The following is an 18,778-nucleotide window of genomic DNA, read 5'->3' as shown; positions in this document are numbered from 1 at the left end:
ATGTCAGGGCCTTCGAGAACGGGCCGGGCGGCGGGGGGTGACCGTGAGCGGTCCGCGGCACCTGCTACCGTGGATGGCGCAATTACGACGTCCTTTAAGGTCCGTCCCGTGAGGCGGAGAAGGAGGTCCCTTTCGTATGGACACGCACGCGCAGGCGGAGGCATCCGCCGCCCGGCCCGTTCTCGAAGGCCCTGACATCGCGCGGGTGCTCACCCGCATCGCCCACGAGATCGTCGAGCGCGCCAAGGGCGCCGACGACGTGGTGCTCCTCGGCATCCCCACCCGCGGCGTGTTCCTCGCCCAGCGGCTGGCCGCCAAGCTGGAGCAGATCACCGAGCGCAGGATCCCCTGCGGCTCCCTCGACATCACCATGTACCGCGACGACCTGCGCATGCACCCGCCGCGTGCGCTGGCGCGCACCGAGATCCCCGGGGACGGCATCGACGGCAGGCTCGTCGTCCTGGTCGACGACGTGCTCTTCTCCGGCCGTACCATCCGCGCCGCCCTCGACGCCCTGAACGACATCGGGCGCCCGCGCGCGGTGCAGCTCGCGGTCCTGGTCGACCGCGGCCACCGCGAACTGCCGATCCGCGCCGACTACGTCGGCAAGAACCTCCCCACGTCGCTGCGGGAGACGGTCAAGGTCCAGCTCGCCGAGGAGGACGGCCGCGACACCGTGCTGCTCGGCGCCAAGCCGGCCGCCCAGGGCGGGCACCAGCACTAGCGCACGCGCGCGCGTACGGCCCGCCGTACGCCCCCGCGCAGGCCCGCCGTGCCCTCGCCTGCCCGGAATCTCCCTTTCCTGAACTGCCTTACGGAGCCTGACAGATGCAGCGTCATCTCATCTCGGCCGCCGACCTCACCCGCGACGACGCCGTCCTGATCCTCGACACCGCCGAGGAGATGGCCCGGGTCGCCGACCGGCCGATCAAGAAGCTGCCGACCCTGCGCGGCCGCACCGTCGTGAACCTCTTCTTCGAGGACTCCACCCGCACCCGGATCTCCTTCGAGGCCGCCGAGAAGCGCCTGTCCGCGGACGTCATCAACTTCAGCGCCAAGGGGTCCAGCGTCTCCAAGGGCGAGTCCCTGAAGGACACCGCCCAGACCCTGGAGGCCATGGGCGTCGACGCCGTCGTCATCCGGCACAGCGCCTCGGGGGCGCCCTACCGGCTGGCGACCTCCGGCTGGATCGACGCCGTCGTCATCAACGCCGGCGACGGCACCCACCAGCACCCCACCCAGTCCCTGCTGGACGCCTTCACCCTGCGCCGCCGGCTGATCGGCCCCGACGCCGGACTCGGCCAGGACCTGTCCGGCAAGCGCGTCACCATCGTCGGCGACGTCCTGCACAGCCGCGTCGCCCGCTCCAACGTCGACCTGCTGCACACCCTCGGCGCCGAGGTCACCCTGGTCGCCCCGCCCACCCTGCTGCCGGTCGGCGTCGAGACCTGGCCCTGCGAGGTGTCCTACGACCTGGACGCGGCCCTGCCCAAGTGCGACGCGGTGATGATGCTCCGCGTCCAGCGCGAGCGCATGAACGCCGCCTTCTTCCCCACCGAGCGCGAGTACTCCCGCCGCTACGGCCTGGACGCCGACCGCATGGCCAAGCTGCCCGAGCACGCCATCGTCATGCACCCCGGCCCGATGGTCCGCGGCATGGAGATCACCGCCGAGGTCGCCGACTCCGGCCGCTGCACCGCCGTCGAGCAGGTCGCCAACGGCGTGTCCATCCGGATGGCCGTCCTGTACCTGCTGCTGGGCGGCAACGAGCCCGCCGTCACCCACTCTCGTACCGAGGAGAAGTAAGAGAAGATGAGCAAGATCCTGATCCGTGGTGCGAAGGTGCTCGGCGGCGAGCCGCAGGACGTGCTCATCGACGGCGAGACCATCGCCGAGGTGGGCACGGGCCTGAGCGCCGAGGGCGCCGAGGTCGTGGAGGCCGGCGGCAAGGTGCTGCTGCCGGGCCTGGTGGACCTGCACACCCACCTGCGCGAGCCGGGCCGCGAGGACTCCGAGACGGTCCTGACCGGCACCCGCGCGGCGGCCTCGGGCGGCTACACCGCCGTCTTCGCCATGGCCAACACCTTCCCCGTCGCCGACACCGCCGGCGTCGTCGAGCAGGTCTGGCGGCTCGGCCGCGAGCACGGCTACTGCGACGTGCGGCCCATCGGGGCCGTCACCGTCGGCCTTCAGGGCCGCAAGCTCGCCGAGCTGGGCGCCATGCACGAGTCGGCGGCCGGCGTGACCGTCTTCTCCGACGACGGCAAGTGCGTGGACGACGCGGTGATCATGCGCCGGGCGCTGGAGTACGTGAAGGCCTTCGGCGGCGTCGTCGCCCAGCACGCCCAGGAGCCCCGCCTCACCGAGGGCGCCCAGATGAACGAGGGCGTCGTCTCCGCCGAGCTGGGCCTGGGCGGCTGGCCGGCCGTCGCCGAGGAGTCGATCATCGCCCGGGACGTGCTGCTCGCCGACCACGTCGGCTCCCGCGTGCACATCTGCCACCTGTCCACCGCCGGATCCGTCGAGATCGTCCGGTGGGCCAAGTCCCGCGGCATCCAGGTCACCGCCGAGGTCACCCCGCACCACCTGCTGCTCACCGACGAGCTGGTGCGCACCTACAACCCGGTCTACAAGGTCAACCCGCCGCTGCGCACCGAGCGGGACGTGCACGCCCTGCGCGAGGCGCTCGCCGACGGCACGATCGACATCGTCGCCACCGACCACGCCCCGCACCCGCACGAGGACAAGGACTGCGAGTGGGCCGCGGCCGCCATGGGCATGGTCGGCCTGGAGACCGCGTTGTCGGTCGTGCAGGAGACCATGGTCGACACGGGCCTGCTGGACTGGGCCGGCGTCGCCGACCGCATGTCCTTCAAGCCCGCGCAGATCGGACAGGCCACCGGGCACGGCCGTCCCGTCTCGGCAGGTGAGCCCGCCAACCTCACCCTCGTCGACACGGCATACCGTGGCCCGGTGGACCCCGCGGGCTTCGCCTCGCGCAGCCGCAACACCCCGTACGAGGGACGCGAGCTGCCGGGCCGTGTCACCCACACGTGGCTGCGGGGCAAGGCCACCCTCGTCGACGGGAAGCTCACGTGACACCTGCACCCCAGCTCGCGGCCCGGCTCGCGACCTCACTCGCCGCCGAGGAGAAGTCGGCGACCGTCACCGACTGGAGCGCCCGCATCGGCTGGCTCGTGGGCCTGGCGCTCTTCGTCGCCCTCGTCTACTGGCTGATGCGCGAGGGCTGGAAGTGGCGCGGCACCCTCCAGAGCGACCTGCCGGAGCTGCCCGAGGCCCCGCAGGAGCCCGGCGCGGCGAAACTGACCATGACCGGCCGCTACCACGGCTCCACCACCGCGGGCCAGTGGCTGGACCGCATCGTGGCGCACGGCCTGGGCACCCGGAGCCGGGCCGAGCTGACCCTGACGGACGCGGGAGTGGACGTCGTACGCCCCGGCGCGAGCGACTTCTTCGTCCCCGCGGACCGGCTGCGCGGCGCCCGGCTCGACAAGGGCATCGCCGGCAAGGTCCTCACCGAGGGCGGCCTGCTGATCGTCACCTGGGAGCACGGCGGCAAGCTGCTCGACTCCGGGTTCCGCTCCGACCGGGCGGCCGAGCACACCGACTGGGTCGAGGCCCTCAACTCCATGATCACAACACAGCGCGACACGCACACCAAGGAAGGCGCCGAACGATGACCACCTCCACCAGGGGAACTGCACGGGTTCCCGCCGTACTCGTCCTGGAGGACGGCCGGATCTTCCGGGGCCGCGCCTACGGGGCCGTGGGGGAGACGTTCGGCGAGGCCGTGTTCTCCACCGGCATGACCGGCTACCAGGAGACCCTCACCGACCCCTCCTACCACCGCCAGGTCGTCGTCATGACGGCCCCGCACGTCGGCAACACCGGCGTCAACGACGAGGACCCCGAGTCCCGGCGCATCTGGGTGGCCGGCTACGTCGTGCGCGACCCCGCGCGCGTGCCCTCCAGCTGGCGCGCCAAGCGCACCCTCGACGAGGAACTGGCCGCCCAGGGCGTCGTCGGCATCAGCGGCATCGACACCCGCGCCCTGACCCGCCATCTGCGCGAGCGCGGCGCCATGCGCGTCGGCATCTTCTCCGGGGACGCCGTCCAGGACGACGCCACGCTGCTGGCGCGCGTCAAGGAGGCCCCCGAGATGCTCGGTGCGGACCTGTCCGCCGAGGTCGCCACCCAGGAGGCCTACGTCGTCCCCGCGATCGGCGAGAAGAAGTTCACCGTCGCCGCCGTCGACCTCGGCATCAAGGGCATGACCCCGCACCGCATGGCCGAGCGCGGCATCGAGGTGCACGTCCTGCCCGCCACCGCCACCCTGGAGGACGTCTACGCGGTCGGCCCCGACGGCGTGTTCTTCTCCAACGGCCCGGGCGACCCGGCCACCGCCGACCACCCGGTCTCCGTGATGCGGGGCGTCCTGGAGCGCGGCACGCCGCTGTTCGGCATCTGCTTCGGCAACCAGATCCTGGGCCGCGCGCTCGGCTTCGGCACCTACAAGCTGAAGTACGGCCACCGCGGCATCAACCAGCCCGTGCAGGACCGTACGACCGGCAAGGTCGAGGTCACCGCGCACAACCACGGCTTCGCCGTGGACGCCCCGACCGACAAGGTCTCCGACACCCCCTTCGGCCGTGTCGAGGTCTCCCACGTCTGCCTGAACGACAACGTGGTGGAGGGCCTCCAGCTTCTCGACAAGCCGGCCTTCAGCGTCCAGTACCACCCCGAAGCGGCCGCCGGCCCGCACGACGCCGCCTACCTGTTCGACCGCTTCGTTTCCCTGATGGAGGGCCAGCGTGCCTAAGCGCACCGATATCCAGTCCGTCCTGGTCATCGGCTCCGGCCCGATCGTCATCGGCCAGGCCGCCGAGTTCGACTACTCCGGCACCCAGGCGTGCCGGGTGCTGAAGTCCGAGGGCCTTCGGGTCATCCTCGTGAACTCCAACCCGGCGACGATCATGACCGACCCCGAGATCGCCGACGCCACCTACGTCGAGCCGATCACCCCCGAGTTCGTCGAGAAGATCATCGCCAAGGAGCGCCCCGACGCCCTCCTGCCGACGCTGGGCGGCCAGACGGCCCTGAACACGGCCATCAAGCTGCACGAGAACGGCGTGCTGGAGAAGTACGGCGTCGAGCTGATCGGCGCGAAGGTGGAGGCGATCCACAAGGGCGAGGACCGCGACCAGTTCAAGGAGGTCGTGGAGGCCGTCCGCAGGAAGATCGGACACGGCGAGTCCGCCCGCTCGGTCATCTGCCACTCCATGGACGACGTCCTCAAGGGCGTGGAGACCCTCGGCGGCTACCCGGTCGTCGTCCGCCCCTCCTTCACCATGGGCGGCGCCGGCTCCGGCTTCGCGCACGACGAGGAGGAACTGCGCCGCATCGCGGGCACCGGCCTCGCGCTCTCCCCGACCACCGAGGTGCTCCTGGAGGAGTCCATCCTCGGCTGGAAGGAGTACGAGCTGGAGCTGATGCGCGACAAGAACGACAACGTCGTGGTCGTCTGCTCCATCGAGAACTTCGACCCGATGGGCGTGCACACCGGTGACTCGATCACCGTCGCCCCCGCGATGACGCTCACCGACCGCGAGTACCAGATCCTGCGGGACATGGGCATCGCCATCATCCGCGAGGTCGGCGTCGACACCGGCGGCTGCAACATCCAGTTCGCGATCAACCCGGCCGACGGCCGTGTGATCGTCATCGAGATGAACCCGCGCGTCTCGCGCTCCTCCGCGCTGGCCTCCAAGGCGACCGGTTTTCCGATCGCGAAGATCGCCGCCAAGCTCGCCGTGGGCTACACCCTGGACGAGATCCCCAACGACATCACCCAGGAGACCCCGGCCTCCTTCGAGCCGACCCTGGACTACGTCGTCGTCAAGGCGCCGCGGTTCGCCTTCGAGAAGTTCCCGCAGGCCGACTCCACGCTGACCACCACCATGAAGTCGGTCGGTGAGGCCATGGCCATCGGCCGCAACTTCACCGAGGCCTTCCAGAAGGCGCTGCGCTCGCTGGAGAAGAAGAACAGCCAGTTCACCTTCGTCGGCGACCCCGGCGACAAGCAGGCACTGCTGGAGGCGTCCGTCCGTCCCACCGACGGCCGGATCAACACGGTCATGCAGGCCATCCGCGCGGGCGCCACCCCCGAGGAGATCTTCCAGTACACGAAGATCGACCCGTGGTTCGTGGACCAGCTCTTCCTGATCAAGGAGATCGCCGACGAGCTGGCCGAGGCGCCCGAGCTGACCGCCGACCTGCTCGCCGAGGCCAAGCGGCACGGCTTCTCCGACCAGCAGATCGCGGAGATCCGCGGCCTGCGCGAGGACGTCGTGCGCGAGGTGCGGCACGCGCTGGGCATCCGCCCGGTCTACAAGACGGTGGACACCTGCGCCGCCGAGTTCGCCGCGAAGACGCCGTACTTCTACTCCTCCTACGACGAGGAGAGCGAGGTCGCGCCGCGCGAGAAGCCGGCCGTGATCATCCTGGGCTCCGGCCCGAACCGCATCGGGCAGGGCATCGAGTTCGACTACTCCTGCGTGCACGCCTCCTTCGCGCTGAGCGAGGCCGGCTACGAGACGGTGATGGTCAACTGCAACCCGGAGACCGTCTCCACCGACTACGACACCTCCGACCGGCTGTACTTCGAGCCGCTCACCCTGGAGGACGTGCTGGAGGTCGTCCACGCCGAGCGGCAGGCCGGCCCCGTCGCGGGCGTGGTCGTGCAGCTGGGCGGCCAGACCCCGCTGGGCCTGGCCCAGGCCCTGAAGGACAACGGCGTGCCGATCGTGGGCACCTCCCCGGAGGCCATCCACGCCGCCGAGGACCGCGGCGCCTTCGGTCGGGTCCTCGCGGAGGCGGGCCTGCCCGCCCCCAAGCACGGCACGGCCACCACCTTCGCCGAGGCCAAGGCCATCGCCGACGAGATCGGCTACCCGGTCCTCGTCCGGCCGTCCTATGTGCTCGGCGGGCGCGGCATGGAGATCGTGTACGACGAGGCGCGCCTGGAGGCGTACATCGCCGAGTCGACCGAGATCAGCCCCACCCGGCCGGTGCTGGTCGACCGGTTCCTCGACGACGCGATCGAGATCGACGTCGACGCCCTCTACGACGGCGAGGAGCTCTACCTCGGCGGCGTGATGGAGCACATCGAGGAGGCCGGCATCCACTCCGGCGACTCCGCCTGCGCCCTGCCCCCGATCACGCTCGGCGGGTTCGACATCAAGCGGCTGCGCGCCTCCACCGAGGCCATCGCCAAGGGTGTCGGCGTGCGCGGTCTGATCAACATCCAGTTCGCGCTGGCCGGTGACATCCTCTACGTCCTGGAAGCCAACCCGCGCGCCTCCCGCACCGTGCCCTTCACCTCCAAGGCGACCGCGGTGCCGCTGGCGAAGGCCGCCGCCCGGATCTCCCTGGGCGCCACCATCGCCGAGCTGCGCGCGGAGGGCCTGCTGCCGAAGAACGGCGACGGCGGCACCATCCCGCTGGACGCGCCGATCTCCGTCAAGGAGGCCGTCATGCCGTGGAGCCGCTTCCGCGACATCCACGGCCGCGGCGTGGACACCGTCCTCGGCCCGGAGATGCGCTCCACCGGCGAGGTCATGGGCATCGACTCCGTCTTCGGCACCGCCTACGCCAAGTCGCAGGCCGGCGCCTACGGCCCGCTGCCCACCAAGGGCCGGGCGTTCATCTCGGTCGCCAACCGCGACAAGCGCTCGATGATCTTCCCGGCCCGTGAGCTGGTCGCCCACGGCTTCGAACTGCTCGCCACCTCCGGCACCGCCGAAGTCCTCAAGCGCAACGGCATCCACGCCACCGTGGTGCGCAAGCAGTCCGAGGGCACCGGCCCGAACGGCGAGAAGACCATCGTCCAGCTCATCCACGACGGCGAGGTCGACCTCATCGTCAACACCCCCTACGGCACCGGCAGCCGCCTCGACGGCTACGAGATCCGTACGGCGGCCGTGGCACGCTCCGTGCCCTGCCTGACCACGGTCCAGGCGCTCGCCGCCGCGGTCCAGGGCATCGACGCCCTCAACCGGGGCGAGGTGGGGGTCCGCTCCCTGCAGGAACACGCCGAGTTCCTGACCGCGGCCCGCGACTAGCAGCGACGAGGGGGACACCGGAAACGGTGTCCCCCTCGTCATGAGGACCCCCTGTCGTGAGGGGCCCATGGGACATGGGACATGGCCCCATGAGGTCTCCACGAGGACCCCGAGGACTTATCCCGAGATGTACAAGCTCTTCTTCCGCCTGGTCTTCCGGCGGATGGACCCGGAGCAGGCCCACCACCTCGCCTTCCGCTGGATCCGTCTCGCCGTCCGCATCCCCGTCCTGCGCACCTTCCTCGCCGCCGTCCTCGCGCCCCGCTACAAGGAACTGCGCACCGAGGCCCTGGGGCTGCGCATGCACGGCCCCTTCGGGCTGGCCGCCGGCTTCGACAAGAACGCCGTCGCGATCGACGGCATGTCCATGTTGGGCTTCGACCACGTCGAGATCGGCACCGTCACCGGTGAGCCGCAGCCCGGCAACCCCACCAAGCGTCTGTTCCGGCTCGTCGCGGACCGGGCCCTGATCAACCGCATGGGCTTCAACAACGACGGCTCGCTGGCCGTCGCCGCCCGCCTGGCCTCCCGCACGCAGGTGTTCAAGACGGTCGTCGGCGTCAACATCGGCAAGACCAAGGTCGTCCCGGAGGAGGAGGCCGTCGCCGACTATGTGAAGTCCGCCGAGCGCCTCGCGCCCCACGCCGACTACCTCGTCGTCAACGTCTCCTCCCCGAACACCCCCGGCCTGCGCAACCTGCAGGCCACCGAGGCGCTGCGCCCGCTGCTGACCGCCGTGCGCGAGGCCGCCGACCGGGTCGTGCCCGCCCGCCGCGTGCCGCTGTTGGTCAAGATCGCGCCCGACCTCGCCGACGAGGACGTGGACGCGGTCGCCGACCTGGCCGTGGAACTGGGCTTGGACGGCATCATCGCCACCAACACCACCATCGCGCGCGAGGGCCTGGGGCTGCGCTCGCAGCCCGCCCTGGTGAAGGAGACCGGTGGCCTGTCCGGCGCGCCGCTCAAGGCACGCTCCCTGGAGGTGCTGCGCCGCCTGTACGCGCGCGTGGGCGACCGCATCACCCTGATCGGCGTGGGCGGCATCGAGAACGCCGAGGACGCCTGGCAGCGCATCCTGGCGGGCGCCACGCTGGTCCAGGGCTACAGCGCCTTCATCTACGAGGGCCCCTTCTGGGCCCGCGCGATCCACAAGGGGCTCGCCGCGCGGCTGCGCACCAGCCCGTACGCCACGCTCGCCGACGCGGTCGGCGCCGACGTGAGGAACCACGCATGAGCCCTCTGGAGCCCTTCGGCACCCGCCTGCGCCACGCCATGGACGAGCGCGGCCCGCTGTGCGTCGGCATCGACCCGCACGCCTCCCTGCTCGCCGAGTGGGGCCTGAACGACGACGTCACCGGCCTGGAGCGGTTCAGCCGCACGGTGGTGGAGGCGGTGGCCGACCGGGTCGCCGTCCTCAAGCCGCAGAGCGCCTTCTTCGAGCGGTTCGGCTCGCGGGGCGTGGCCGTGCTGGAGCGGACGGTGCGCGAGGCGCGGGCGGCGGGCGCGCTGGTCGTCATGGATGCCAAGCGCGGTGACATCGGCTCGACCATGGCCGCCTACGCCGAGTCGTTCCTGCACAAGGACGCGCCGCTGTTCTCGGACGCGCTGACCGTCTCGCCGTACCTGGGCTACGGCTCGCTGAAGCCGGCGGTGGAGCTGGCCCGGGACAACGGCGCGGGCCTGTTCGTGCTGGCGCTGACGTCCAACCCGGAGGGCGCCGAGGTGCAGCACGCCCTGCGGCCCGACGGCCGCAGCGTCGGGGCGACCGTGCTCGCGCACCTCGCCGCCGAGAACGCCGGGCAGCGCCCGCTCGGCTCCTTCGGCGCCGTGGTGGGCGCCACGCTCGGCGACCTGTCGTCCTACGACCTGGACATCAACGGGCCGCTCCTCGCGCCCGGGATCGGCGCCCAGGGCGCGAGCGCCGCGGACCTTCCGGCGGTGTTCGGCGGCGCGGTGCGCAACGTCGTGCCGAACGTCAGCCGGGGTGTTCTTCGTCACGGTCCCGACATCGCCGCGCTGCGGGAGTCTGCACGCCGGTTCGCGGACGAGATCCGCGCCGCCGTGGGGTCCGGCTGAGCCTTGCGCGGGCGGTCCGGGGCGCTTCGGAGTCTGGATACATTCTCAAATACAGGGCAATATGTCCTAAATGTCCGGCCCTGACTGAGGCTGACCAGGACTTTTCCGCTGTTCTCGCTGACTCCGACGCCCTTGACCGCTAGTCTCCGTCGAGTGGGGCCGCCTCCCACGCCCCGCAGGCAGTGGGGGAGAACGGGCGAGCGTGTTGCTCGTGGCTCCCCAGGTGTGGGACGGCTAGGTTCCTCACCGGTCCGTATCCGACAGTTCGACATCCGAGGTGACGTAGGCGTGGCTCTTCCGCCCCTTACCCCTGAACAGCGCGCAGCCGCGCTCGAAAAGGCCGCCGCGGCTCGCCGGGAGCGGGCCGAGGTCAAGAATCGACTCAAGCACTCCGGCGCCTCCCTGCACGAGGTCATCAAGCAGGGCCAGGAGAACGACGTCATCGGCAAGATGAAGGTGTCCGCCCTTCTTGAGTCCCTGCCGGGCGTGGGCAAGGTCCGCGCCAAGCAGATCATGGAGCGACTCGGCATCTCCGAGAGCCGTCGCGTGCGCGGCCTCGGCTCCAACCAGATCGCCTCCCTGGAGCGCGAGTTCGGCAGCACCGGTTCCTGAACCCCAGGTGCCCGGGACGTGGAGTCCCGGGCACCCCGGGATTGCTGGAATAATCGCTGCATGGCTGTAACACCCCGGGGGACGTCCCCCGTGCCCCCGGACGCACGTCCGCGGCTGACCGTGCTCTCCGGCCCCTCCGGGGTCGGCAAGAGCACGGTCGTCGCCCATATGCGCAAGGAACACCCCGAGGTCTGGCTCTCGGTGTCGGCGACGACCCGCAAGCCCCGTCCCGGCGAGGAGCACGGCGTCCACTACTTCTTCGTCACCGACGAGGAGATGGACAAGATGATCGCCAACGGCGAGCTGCTGGAGTGGGCCGAGTTCGCCGGCAACCGCTACGGCACGCCGCGTGCCGCGGTCCTGGAGCATCTGGAGGCCGGCGTACCGGTCCTGCTGGAGATCGACCTCCAGGGCGCCCGGCAGGTGCGCGAGTCCATGCCGGAAGGGCAGCTGGTCTTCCTCGCTCCGCCGTCCTGGGAGGAGCTGGTGCGCCGGCTCACCGGCCGGGGGACCGAGCCGCCCGAGGTGATCGAACGCCGGCTGCAGGCGGCCCGCACCGAGCTGGCGGCCGAACCCGAGTTCGACCGCACCCTGGTCAACACCTCCGTCGAGGACGTGGCGCGTGAGCTGCTAGCCTTGATGGGTGTTGTGTGATCGTGACGGTCGCCGTGACGGCCGCACCGACCACACCGACTGATTCTTTCCCATCCATCGGAAGGTAGAGCGTGTCCTCTTCCATCTCCGCGCCCGAGGGCATCATCAACCCGCCGATCGACGAGCTTCTCGAGGCCACCGACTCGAAGTACAGCCTCGTGATCTACGCGGCCAAGCGTGCCCGTCAGATCAACGCGTACTACTCGCAGCTCGGCGAGGGCCTCCTGGAGTACGTCGGTCCGCTCGTCGACACCCACGTCCACGAGAAGCCGCTCTCCATCGCCCTGCGCGAGATCAACGCGGGTCTGCTGACGTCCGAGGCCGTCGAGGGCCCCGGTCAGTGAGTCGGTAGGGACGCGTCGGCGCGCCGCGAGGCGTGCGCGACCCGCCCCCTGATTCGTCGTACCAACAGACCGCAGCAGGTTTTTCCACAGGCCCGGCACCACGACTGCCGGGCCTGTGGTGTGTCATAGAAGGCGTGCGCCGCACCGGGCGCACCGGGGCCGAATCCGGGAGAGACGGTGGACAAGCCGAAGGTCGTTCTGGGAGTCAGCGGCGGCATCGCCGCGTACAAGGCGTGCGAGCTGCTGCGCCGGCTGACCGAGTCCGGGCACGACGTGCGCGTCGTCCCCACGGCCTCCGCGCTGCACTTCGTCGGCGCCGCCACCTGGTCCGCCCTGTCCGGCCACCCCGTCGCCACCGAGGTCTGGGACGACGTCCACGAGGTGCTGCACGTCCGCATCGGCCAGCACGCCGACCTGGTCGTCGTGGCCCCCGCCACGGCCGACATGCTCGCCAAGGCGGCCCACGGCCTCGCCGACGACCTGCTCACCAACACCCTGCTCACCGCGCGCTGCCCGGTGGTCTTCGCTCCGGCCATGCACACCGAGATGTGGGAGCACCCGGCCACCCAGGAGAACGTGGCGACGCTGCGCCGCCGCGGCGCCGTCGTCATCGAACCGGCCGTCGGCCGCCTCACCGGCGTCGACACCGGCAAGGGACGCCTGCCCGACCCGGTGGAGATCTTCGAGGTCTGCCGCCGCGTCCTGGCCAGGGGCGTGCGCGAACCCGACCTCGCCGGCCGGCACGTCGTGATCAGCGCCGGCGGCACCCGCGAACCCCTCGACCCCGTCCGCTTCCTCGGAAACCGCTCCTCCGGCAAGCAGGGCTACGCCCTGGCGCGCACCGCGGCAGCCCGCGGCGCCCGCGTCACGCTGGTCGCCGCGAACACCTCCGGCCTGGCCGACCCGGCCGGCGTGGACGTCGTCCCCGTCGGTACGGCCGTCCAGCTGCGCGAGGCCGTGCTGAAGGCGGCCGCCGACGCCGACGCGGTGGTCATGGCCGCCGCCGTCGCCGACTTCCGCCCCGCGGCCTACGCCCCCGGGAAGATCAAGAAGAAGGACGACCAGGACCCCGACCCCATCGCCCTGGTGCGCAATCCGGACATCCTCGCGGAGATATCGGCCGACCGGGCGAGGCCCGGACAGGTGATCGTCGGCTTCGCCGCCGAGACCGACGACGTCCTCGCCAACGGCCGCAAGAAGCTCGCCCGCAAGGGCTGCGACCTGCTGGTGGTCAACGAGGTCGGGGAGCGCAAAACCTTTGGCTCGGAGGAGAACGAGGCCGTGGTCCTGGCCGCCGACGGCAGCGAGATCCCCGTGCCGCACGGGCCGAAGGAGGCGCTGGCCGACACCGTCTGGGACCTGGTCGCCGCCCGGCTGAGCTGACGTCGCGACGTGTCGGGCGTTCACTCGGGCGGCGCGTCCCGGAGGTGTTCAGCTAGCCGGGCATCGGGCAGAATGCCCGTGCCGCAGGTCACAGCGCTCCCGAGAGGCGAGACAGGTGGGCCGGCGGCCGAGCGCGACCGATAAACTGTCCTAGGACGGCGCCGGGTGCAGCCCCGTGCCGTCCGCCAATGATCAGCCAGCAGCCGCTGCAACCCCAGGGAGCGTTGTGTCCCGTCGCCTGTTCACCTCGGAGTCCGTGACCGAGGGTCACCCCGACAAGATCGCTGACCAGATCAGCGACACCATTCTCGACGCGCTTCTGCGCGAGGACCCCACCTCGCGGGTCGCCGTGGAGACGCTGATCACCACCGGCCTGGTGCACGTGGCCGGCGAGGTGACGACCAAGGCCTACGCGGACATCGCGACCCTGGTCCGCAGCAAGATCCTCGAGATCGGCTACGACTCCTCCAAGAAGGGCTTCGACGGCGCCTCCTGCGGTGTGTCGGTGTCCATCGGCGCGCAGTCCCCGGACATCGCGCAGGGTGTGGACGCGGCCTACGAGGCCCGGGTCGAGGGCGACGACGACGAGCTGGACCGGCAGGGCGCCGGCGACCAGGGCCTGATGTTCGGCTACGCCTCGGACGAGACGCCCACCCTCATGCCGCTGCCGATCTTCCTGGCGCACCGGCTGTCCAAGCGCCTGTCGGACGTGCGCAAGAACGGCACGATCCCCTACCTGCGCCCGGACGGCAAGACCCAGGTCACCATCGAGTACGACGGCGACAAGGCGGTCCGCCTGGACACGGTCGTCGTCTCCTCGCAGCACGCCAGCGACATCGACCTGGAGTCGCTGCTGGCCCCCGACATCCGCGAGTTCGTCGTCGAGCCCGAGCTGAAGGCCCTCCTCGACGAGGGCATCAAGCTGGACACCGAGGACTACCGTCTGCTGGTCAACCCCACCGGCCGGTTCGAGATCGGCGGCCCGATGGGCGACGCGGGCCTGACCGGCCGCAAGATCATCATCGACACCTACGGCGGCATGGCCCGCCACGGCGGCGGCGCCTTCTCCGGCAAGGACCCCTCCAAGGTGGACCGCTCGGCCGCCTACGCGATGCGCTGGGTCGCCAAGAACGTCGTCGCCGCGGGCCTGGCCTCCCGCTGCGAGGTCCAGGTCGCCTACGCCATCGGCAAGGCCGAGCCGGTCGGCCTGTTCGTGGAGACCTTCGGCACGGCCAAGGTCGACCACGAGAAGATCGAGCAGGCCATCGAGGAGGTCTTCGACCTCCGCCCGGCCGCCATCATCCGCGACCTCGACCTGCTCCGCCCGATCTACGCCCAGACCGCCGCCTACGGCCACTTCGGCCGCGAGCTGCCCGACTTCACCTGGGAACGCACCGACCGCGTGGACGCACTGCGCAAGGCGGCGGGGCTGTAAAGCTCACGTAGCACTCCGCAGTGGGCCCGGCTTCCGGTCTTCGGAGGCCGGGCCTCGGCGTGTCGGATTCCGGTCGGCCGGGGTCGGTCGGCTCCGGCCCCGCGAGCGGCCGACCTCAGGCGGCCCGCCCCGGAGGTCCTCCCCTCCTCGGTGCTGCCGTGCCCCAGGACAGCAGGTGCCGCGGGCCCCGGCCCAGGAGCGCGGGACCCGGCCGTCGGCACGAGCCGACTGTCAGTGCCGTTTGGTAAGAATGCAAGCGTGAGCAGCAAGGACGGGGTGCCCCGGGTGGACGGGGACGGGCGTAGCGGGTCCAGGAGCCCCCGCCGCCCGCCGCGGGCTCCTGGACCCGCTACGCCCAGGGGGCCGCCTTCATCGAGGCGCTGGCCGCCGGTGGCTCCCCGCGCGCTGTGTGGAACGCGCTGCCCGGACCCGAGTGGAGCGAGGAACTGGCCCGCGCCGTCGCCGCGACCCTCGCCTCCGGCCGCGGCGCGCTCGTCGTCGTACCCGACGGCCGGGCCGCCGCCCGGGTCGACGCCGCGCTCACCGCCCAGCTCGGCGAGGGACGGCACGCCCTGCTCCCCGCGGACGCCGGCCCCGAGAAGCGGTACCGGCAGTGGCTCGCGGTGCGCCGGGGCTCCGTACGGGCCGTCGTCGGCACCCGGGCCGCCATGTTCGCACCGGTGCGCGACCTGGGCCTGGTCGCCCTCTGGGACGACGGCGACGACAGCCTCGGCGAGCAGCACGCGCCGCAGCCGCACGCCCGCGAGGTGCTGCTGCTGCGCGCCGCCCAGGACAAGTGCGCGTTCCTGCTCGGCAGCCGCAGCTGCACCGTGGAGGCCGCGCAGCTCGTCGACAGCGGCTGGGCCCGGCCCCTGGCGGCGCACCGGGACCAGGTCCGCCGGACGGCCCCCCTGGTGCGCACCGTCGGCGACGCCGATCTCGCACGGGACGAGGCCGCCCGGGCGGCCCGGCTGCCCTCGCTCGCCTGGCAGGTGGCCCGCGACGGGCTGCGGCACGGGCCCGTGCTCGTCCAGGTGCCCCGCCGCGGGTACGTCCCGCGGATGGCGTGCGCCCAGTGCCGGGCACCGGCCCGCTGCCGCCACTGCGCCGGCCCCCTGCAGGGGCAGGACGCCTCGGTGCTGCGCTGCGGCTGGTGCGGCCGGGAGGAGTCCGCCTGGCACTGCCCGGAGTGCGGCGCGTTCCGGCTGCGCGCCCAGGTCGTCGGCGCCCGGCGCACGGCCGAGGAGCTGGGGCGGGCCCTCCCCGCCGTACCGGTGCGCACCTCCGGACGCGAACACGTCCTGGACACGGTGCCGGCCGCGCCCGCGCTCGTGGTGAGCACGCCCGGCGCCGAGCCGGTCGCGGAGGGCGGGTATGCGGCGGCCCTGCTCCTGGACGGCTGGGCCATGCTGAGCCGGCCCGACCTGCGGGCGGGCGAGGACGCGCTGCGCCGGTGGATCGCGGCCGCCGCGCTGGTGCGGCCGCAGTCGGCGGGCGGCACGGTCGTCGTCGTGGCCGAGCCGACGCTGCGGCCCGTGCAGGCCCTGGTCCGCTGGGACCCGGTCGGGCACGCGGTGCGCGAACTCGCCGAGCGGGCCGAACTCGGGTTCCCGCCGGTGTCCCGGATGGCGGCCGTCGCCGGCCCGCCCGAGGCGGTCGCGCAGTTCCTGCACGCCGTCGAACTGCCCGCGCAGGCCGAGGTCCTGGGCCCCGTGCCGCTGCCGGTCACCCCGCCCGGGCGGCCCCGGCGGCCGGGGGCGCCCCCGCCCGGCGAGCACTGGGAGCGCGCGCTGATCCGCGTGCCGCCCGGCCGCGGGGCGGCGCTCGCCGCCGCGCTGAAGGCCGCGCAGGCGGCACGGATGGCGCGGGGGAGCGGCGAGCCGGTGTGGGTGCGGATCGATCCGCCGGACATCGGGTGACCGCCGCCGGGGAATCCGTCCCGTAGCCCGTAGCCCGTAGCCCGTAGCCCGTAGCCCGGAGTCCGTCGTTCGCCGTCCACGGCCCGCCACCTGCCTCCGCCCGCAGACGTCGGCGCCCTTCCGGTCCGGCCGGAAGGGCGCCGGGTGGTGGGGGCGCGCGCGGGACGACGGCCTACGGACGGGTGGCACCTGATCGTGCGGGCGAGCGGCAGGGGAGCAGGCGAGGGGGCCGTGCTGGACGGTGACCGGACCCGGTGTCGGTGCCGGGGGTCAGCCGTTGCGCGGACCGGGGAAGGGCGTCGGCCGCGGGTCGTCGCGCAGCACCGGGCTGCCCGCCGTCGGCTGCGTCGGCATGGAGCGGGCCGCGGGCACCACCGGCAGGCCGCCGCCGACGTTGACCGTCCGGGTGCCCGAGGGCTCCGGGCCGCGCTCGGCCTCCGCGGCCGCCTGCGCGGCAGCGCGCCGTGCACCGTAGCGGCGGTGCACCGCTTGTTTGGTGACCCCGAGCGCGGAGCCCACGGCGTCCCAGGAGAAGCCGAGCGAGCGGTCGAAGTCCACGGCGGCCGTGACCAGGGTCTCGACACTGTCCCGCAGCTCCTGCGCGAGGCGGACCGTCGGGGCGGGGGCGCGTCCGTAGACGACGAAGCCCGTGGAGGGGCCGGAGCGGCGCGGGCGGTAGACGTTGCCCAGCTGGGCGGTGAGCGTGCGCAAAGCGTCCACCTGCCGGCGGACCCGCTCGATGTCCCGCACCAGCAAGTGCAGGCTGGCCCGGGCCTGGGCGTCGTGGGTTGCGTGGTCGGCCATGAACAAGCCTCTCGAACCGGCGTTGAAAGGAAGCGGACCGCGCGAGCGGCCCACGGTGGTCAACTCTGTCTTGACCAACGCCTTTTCGCGCCACGGGTCACGGTGTGGGGCGTAAGCGCATGTGCGTACGCCCCCGCCGGCCGGGCGTGCGCTGCGTCCCGAGGGGCGGGGCATGCGTCCCCGAGAGACGGACGTGGGCTGCCGTCCGCGACCCGGGCGCGCGCCTCTGCCCCGGGGCGGCGGCCACCGCCGCTCCGTCCGCACGTCCCGGAGGGCGGCTCAGGAGCCCGCGTGGATCGGCTGCCGCCGCCCGCCGTTCAAGGTCATAGACTGGTGGGCCGCCCGCGTACCCGTCCCCGACCGAGAGGCCCGCACCCGCCCATGAAGCTCGTCTTCGCCGGTACCCCCGAGGTCGCCGTTCCCGCCCTGGACGCCCTGCTCGCCTCCGGGCGGCACGAGGTCGCCGCCGTCGTCACGCGCCCCGACGCGCCGGCCGGGCGCGGACGCAGGCTGGTCGCCAGCCCGGTCGCCGAGCGGGCCGAGGAGGCCGGCATCGAGGTGCTCAAGCCGGGCCGGCCGCGCGACCCCGAGTTCGTGGAGCGGCTGACCCGGATCGCGCCCGACTGCTGCCCCGTCGTCGCCTACGGCGCCCTGCTGCCCCGTACCGTCCTGGACATCCCCCGGCACGGCTGGGTCAACCTGCACTTCTCCCTGCTGCCCGCCTGGCGCGGCGCCGCGCCCGTGCAGCACAGCATCATGGCGGGCGACGAGATCACCGGCGCCTCGACCTTCCTCATCGAGGAGGGCCTGGACTCCGGGCCCGTCTACGGCACGATCACCGAGCCGATCCGGCCCACCGACACCAGCGGCGACCTGCTCACCCGGCTCGCCCTGGCCGGCGCCGGGCTGCTCGCCGCGACCATGGACGGCATCGAGGACGGCACCCTGAAGGCCGTGCCGCAGCCGGCCGAGGGCGTCACCCTGGCGCCGAAGATCACCGTCGAGGACGCCCGGGTCGACTGGCACGCCCCCGCGCTGCGCGTCGACCGCGTCGTGCGCGGCTGCACGCCCGCACCCGGCGCCTGGACCACGTTCCGCGGCGAGCGGCTGAAGCTGATCCAGGTCGTGCCCGTCCCCGAGCGCACGGACCTCGCCCCGGGCGCGCTCGCCGCGGGCAAGAACAACGTGTACGTGGGCACCGGTTCGTACGCCGTCGAGCTGCTGTGGGTGCAGGCGCAGGGCAAGAAGCCGATGCGGGCGGCGGACTGGGCCCGCGGAGCGCGCATCGCGCAGGGCGAGACCCTCGGCGGCTGACCGGCGCGTCGGCCGGGGAGCGGGGCGACGTAGGCTGGGGGCGACGCAGGCCGGTGTGCGGCGGGCGGCCGCGCGCAGGCGCGCGGGCGGGGCGCC

General features: G+C 72.5%; 15 protein-coding genes and 1 pseudogene. 15 read left to right on the top strand and 1 reads right to left on the bottom strand.

The annotated features are described in order from the left end of the window. Window positions 1-136 precede the first annotated feature (136 nt). From pyrR to GV126_RS05185, 14 genes and pseudogenes are all read left to right on the top strand, one after another. Window positions 137-724, top strand: a complete 588-nt coding sequence (gene pyrR / locus GV126_RS05250) for a bifunctional pyr operon transcriptional regulator/uracil phosphoribosyltransferase PyrR (RefSeq protein ID WP_159663120.1) — start codon at window positions 137-139, stop codon at window positions 722-724. A gap of 104 nt (window positions 725-828) precedes the next feature. Then, window positions 829-1,806 carry an aspartate carbamoyltransferase catalytic subunit gene (locus GV126_RS05245; RefSeq protein WP_159663118.1) on the top strand — a complete coding sequence of 326 codons (978 nt, stop codon included), beginning with the start codon at window positions 829-831 and terminating at the stop codon, window positions 1,804-1,806. 6 nt (window positions 1,807-1,812) lie between these two features. After that, on the top strand, window positions 1,813-3,099 hold the full coding sequence (locus tag GV126_RS05240) for a dihydroorotase (RefSeq protein WP_159663116.1): 1,287 nt from the start codon (window positions 1,813-1,815) through the stop codon (window positions 3,097-3,099). Next, the gene (locus GV126_RS05235; protein ID WP_028423062.1) at window positions 3,096-3,701 is read left to right on the top strand and encodes a PH-like domain-containing protein; all 606 of its coding nucleotides are present in this window, start codon (window positions 3,096-3,098) and stop codon (window positions 3,699-3,701) included. Before GV126_RS05240 ends, GV126_RS05235 begins: the two co-directional genes overlap by 4 nt. Then, entirely contained in the window at window positions 3,698-4,840 is a 1,143-nt protein-coding gene (carA, locus tag GV126_RS05230) for a glutamine-hydrolyzing carbamoyl-phosphate synthase small subunit (protein WP_159663114.1), read from the top strand. Before GV126_RS05235 ends, carA begins: the two co-directional genes overlap by 4 nt. After that, on the top strand, window positions 4,833-8,141 hold the full coding sequence (gene carB, locus GV126_RS05225) for a carbamoyl-phosphate synthase large subunit (protein WP_159663112.1): 3,309 nt from the start codon (window positions 4,833-4,835) through the stop codon (window positions 8,139-8,141). Before carA ends, carB begins: the two co-directional genes overlap by 8 nt. 127 nt (window positions 8,142-8,268) lie before the next feature. After that, complete coding sequence (locus tag GV126_RS05220; RefSeq protein ID WP_159663110.1) at window positions 8,269-9,375, top strand: quinone-dependent dihydroorotate dehydrogenase; 1,107 nt, start codon at window positions 8,269-8,271, stop codon at window positions 9,373-9,375. Then, complete coding sequence (gene pyrF / locus GV126_RS05215; protein ID WP_185948213.1) at window positions 9,372-10,217, top strand: orotidine-5'-phosphate decarboxylase; 846 nt, start codon at window positions 9,372-9,374, stop codon at window positions 10,215-10,217. Before GV126_RS05220 ends, pyrF begins: the two co-directional genes overlap by 4 nt. Window positions 10,218-10,505: 288 nt before the next feature. Further along, window positions 10,506-10,829 (top strand): integration host factor, encoded by a 324-nt coding sequence (locus tag GV126_RS05210; RefSeq protein WP_003977346.1) that lies wholly within the window; start codon window positions 10,506-10,508, stop codon window positions 10,827-10,829. A gap of 60 nt (window positions 10,830-10,889) precedes the next feature. After that, window positions 10,890-11,483 (top strand): guanylate kinase, encoded by a 594-nt coding sequence (gene gmk / locus GV126_RS05205; protein ID WP_159663108.1) that lies wholly within the window; start codon window positions 10,890-10,892, stop codon window positions 11,481-11,483. 71 nt (window positions 11,484-11,554) lie between these two features. After that, window positions 11,555-11,827: a DNA-directed RNA polymerase subunit omega gene (gene rpoZ / locus GV126_RS05200; protein ID WP_004933985.1), complete on the top strand. Its 273-nt coding sequence runs from the start codon at window positions 11,555-11,557 to the stop codon at window positions 11,825-11,827. Between the two features lie 177 nt (window positions 11,828-12,004). Next, a complete protein-coding gene (gene coaBC / locus GV126_RS05195; protein ID WP_159663106.1) occupies window positions 12,005-13,210 on the top strand; it encodes a bifunctional phosphopantothenoylcysteine decarboxylase/phosphopantothenate--cysteine ligase CoaBC in 1,206 nt (401 codons plus the stop codon). Window positions 13,211-13,436: 226 nt separating this feature from the next. Next, window positions 13,437-14,645 carry a methionine adenosyltransferase gene (metK, locus tag GV126_RS05190; RefSeq protein WP_028423069.1) on the top strand — a complete coding sequence of 403 codons (1,209 nt, stop codon included), beginning with the start codon at window positions 13,437-13,439 and terminating at the stop codon, window positions 14,643-14,645. A gap of 317 nt (window positions 14,646-14,962) precedes the next feature. Continuing rightward, window positions 14,963-16,564 (top strand): annotated as a pseudogene (locus tag GV126_RS05185) (primosomal protein N'); the annotation flags it as partial. Between the two features lie 270 nt (window positions 16,565-16,834). Here GV126_RS05185 and GV126_RS05180 read toward each other — a convergent pair. Further along, window positions 16,835-17,368, bottom strand: a complete 534-nt coding sequence (locus GV126_RS05180; protein WP_028423074.1) for a hypothetical protein — start codon at window positions 17,366-17,368, stop codon at window positions 16,835-16,837. Window positions 17,369-17,749: 381 nt separating this feature from the next. Between GV126_RS05180 and fmt the strand changes: the two genes are divergently transcribed. Continuing rightward, on the top strand, window positions 17,750-18,682 hold the full coding sequence (gene fmt, locus GV126_RS05175; RefSeq protein ID WP_159663104.1) for a methionyl-tRNA formyltransferase: 933 nt from the start codon (window positions 17,750-17,752) through the stop codon (window positions 18,680-18,682). The last annotated feature ends 96 nt before the right edge of the window (window positions 18,683-18,778 follow it).

Source organism: Streptomyces mexicanus (genome assembly GCF_902506575.1).
Classification (GTDB): domain Bacteria; phylum Actinomycetota; class Actinomycetes; order Streptomycetales; family Streptomycetaceae; genus Streptomyces; species Streptomyces mexicanus.
Note: the sequence above shows the minus strand (reverse complement) of the source record. Positions and strands in the feature narration are given on the sequence as shown.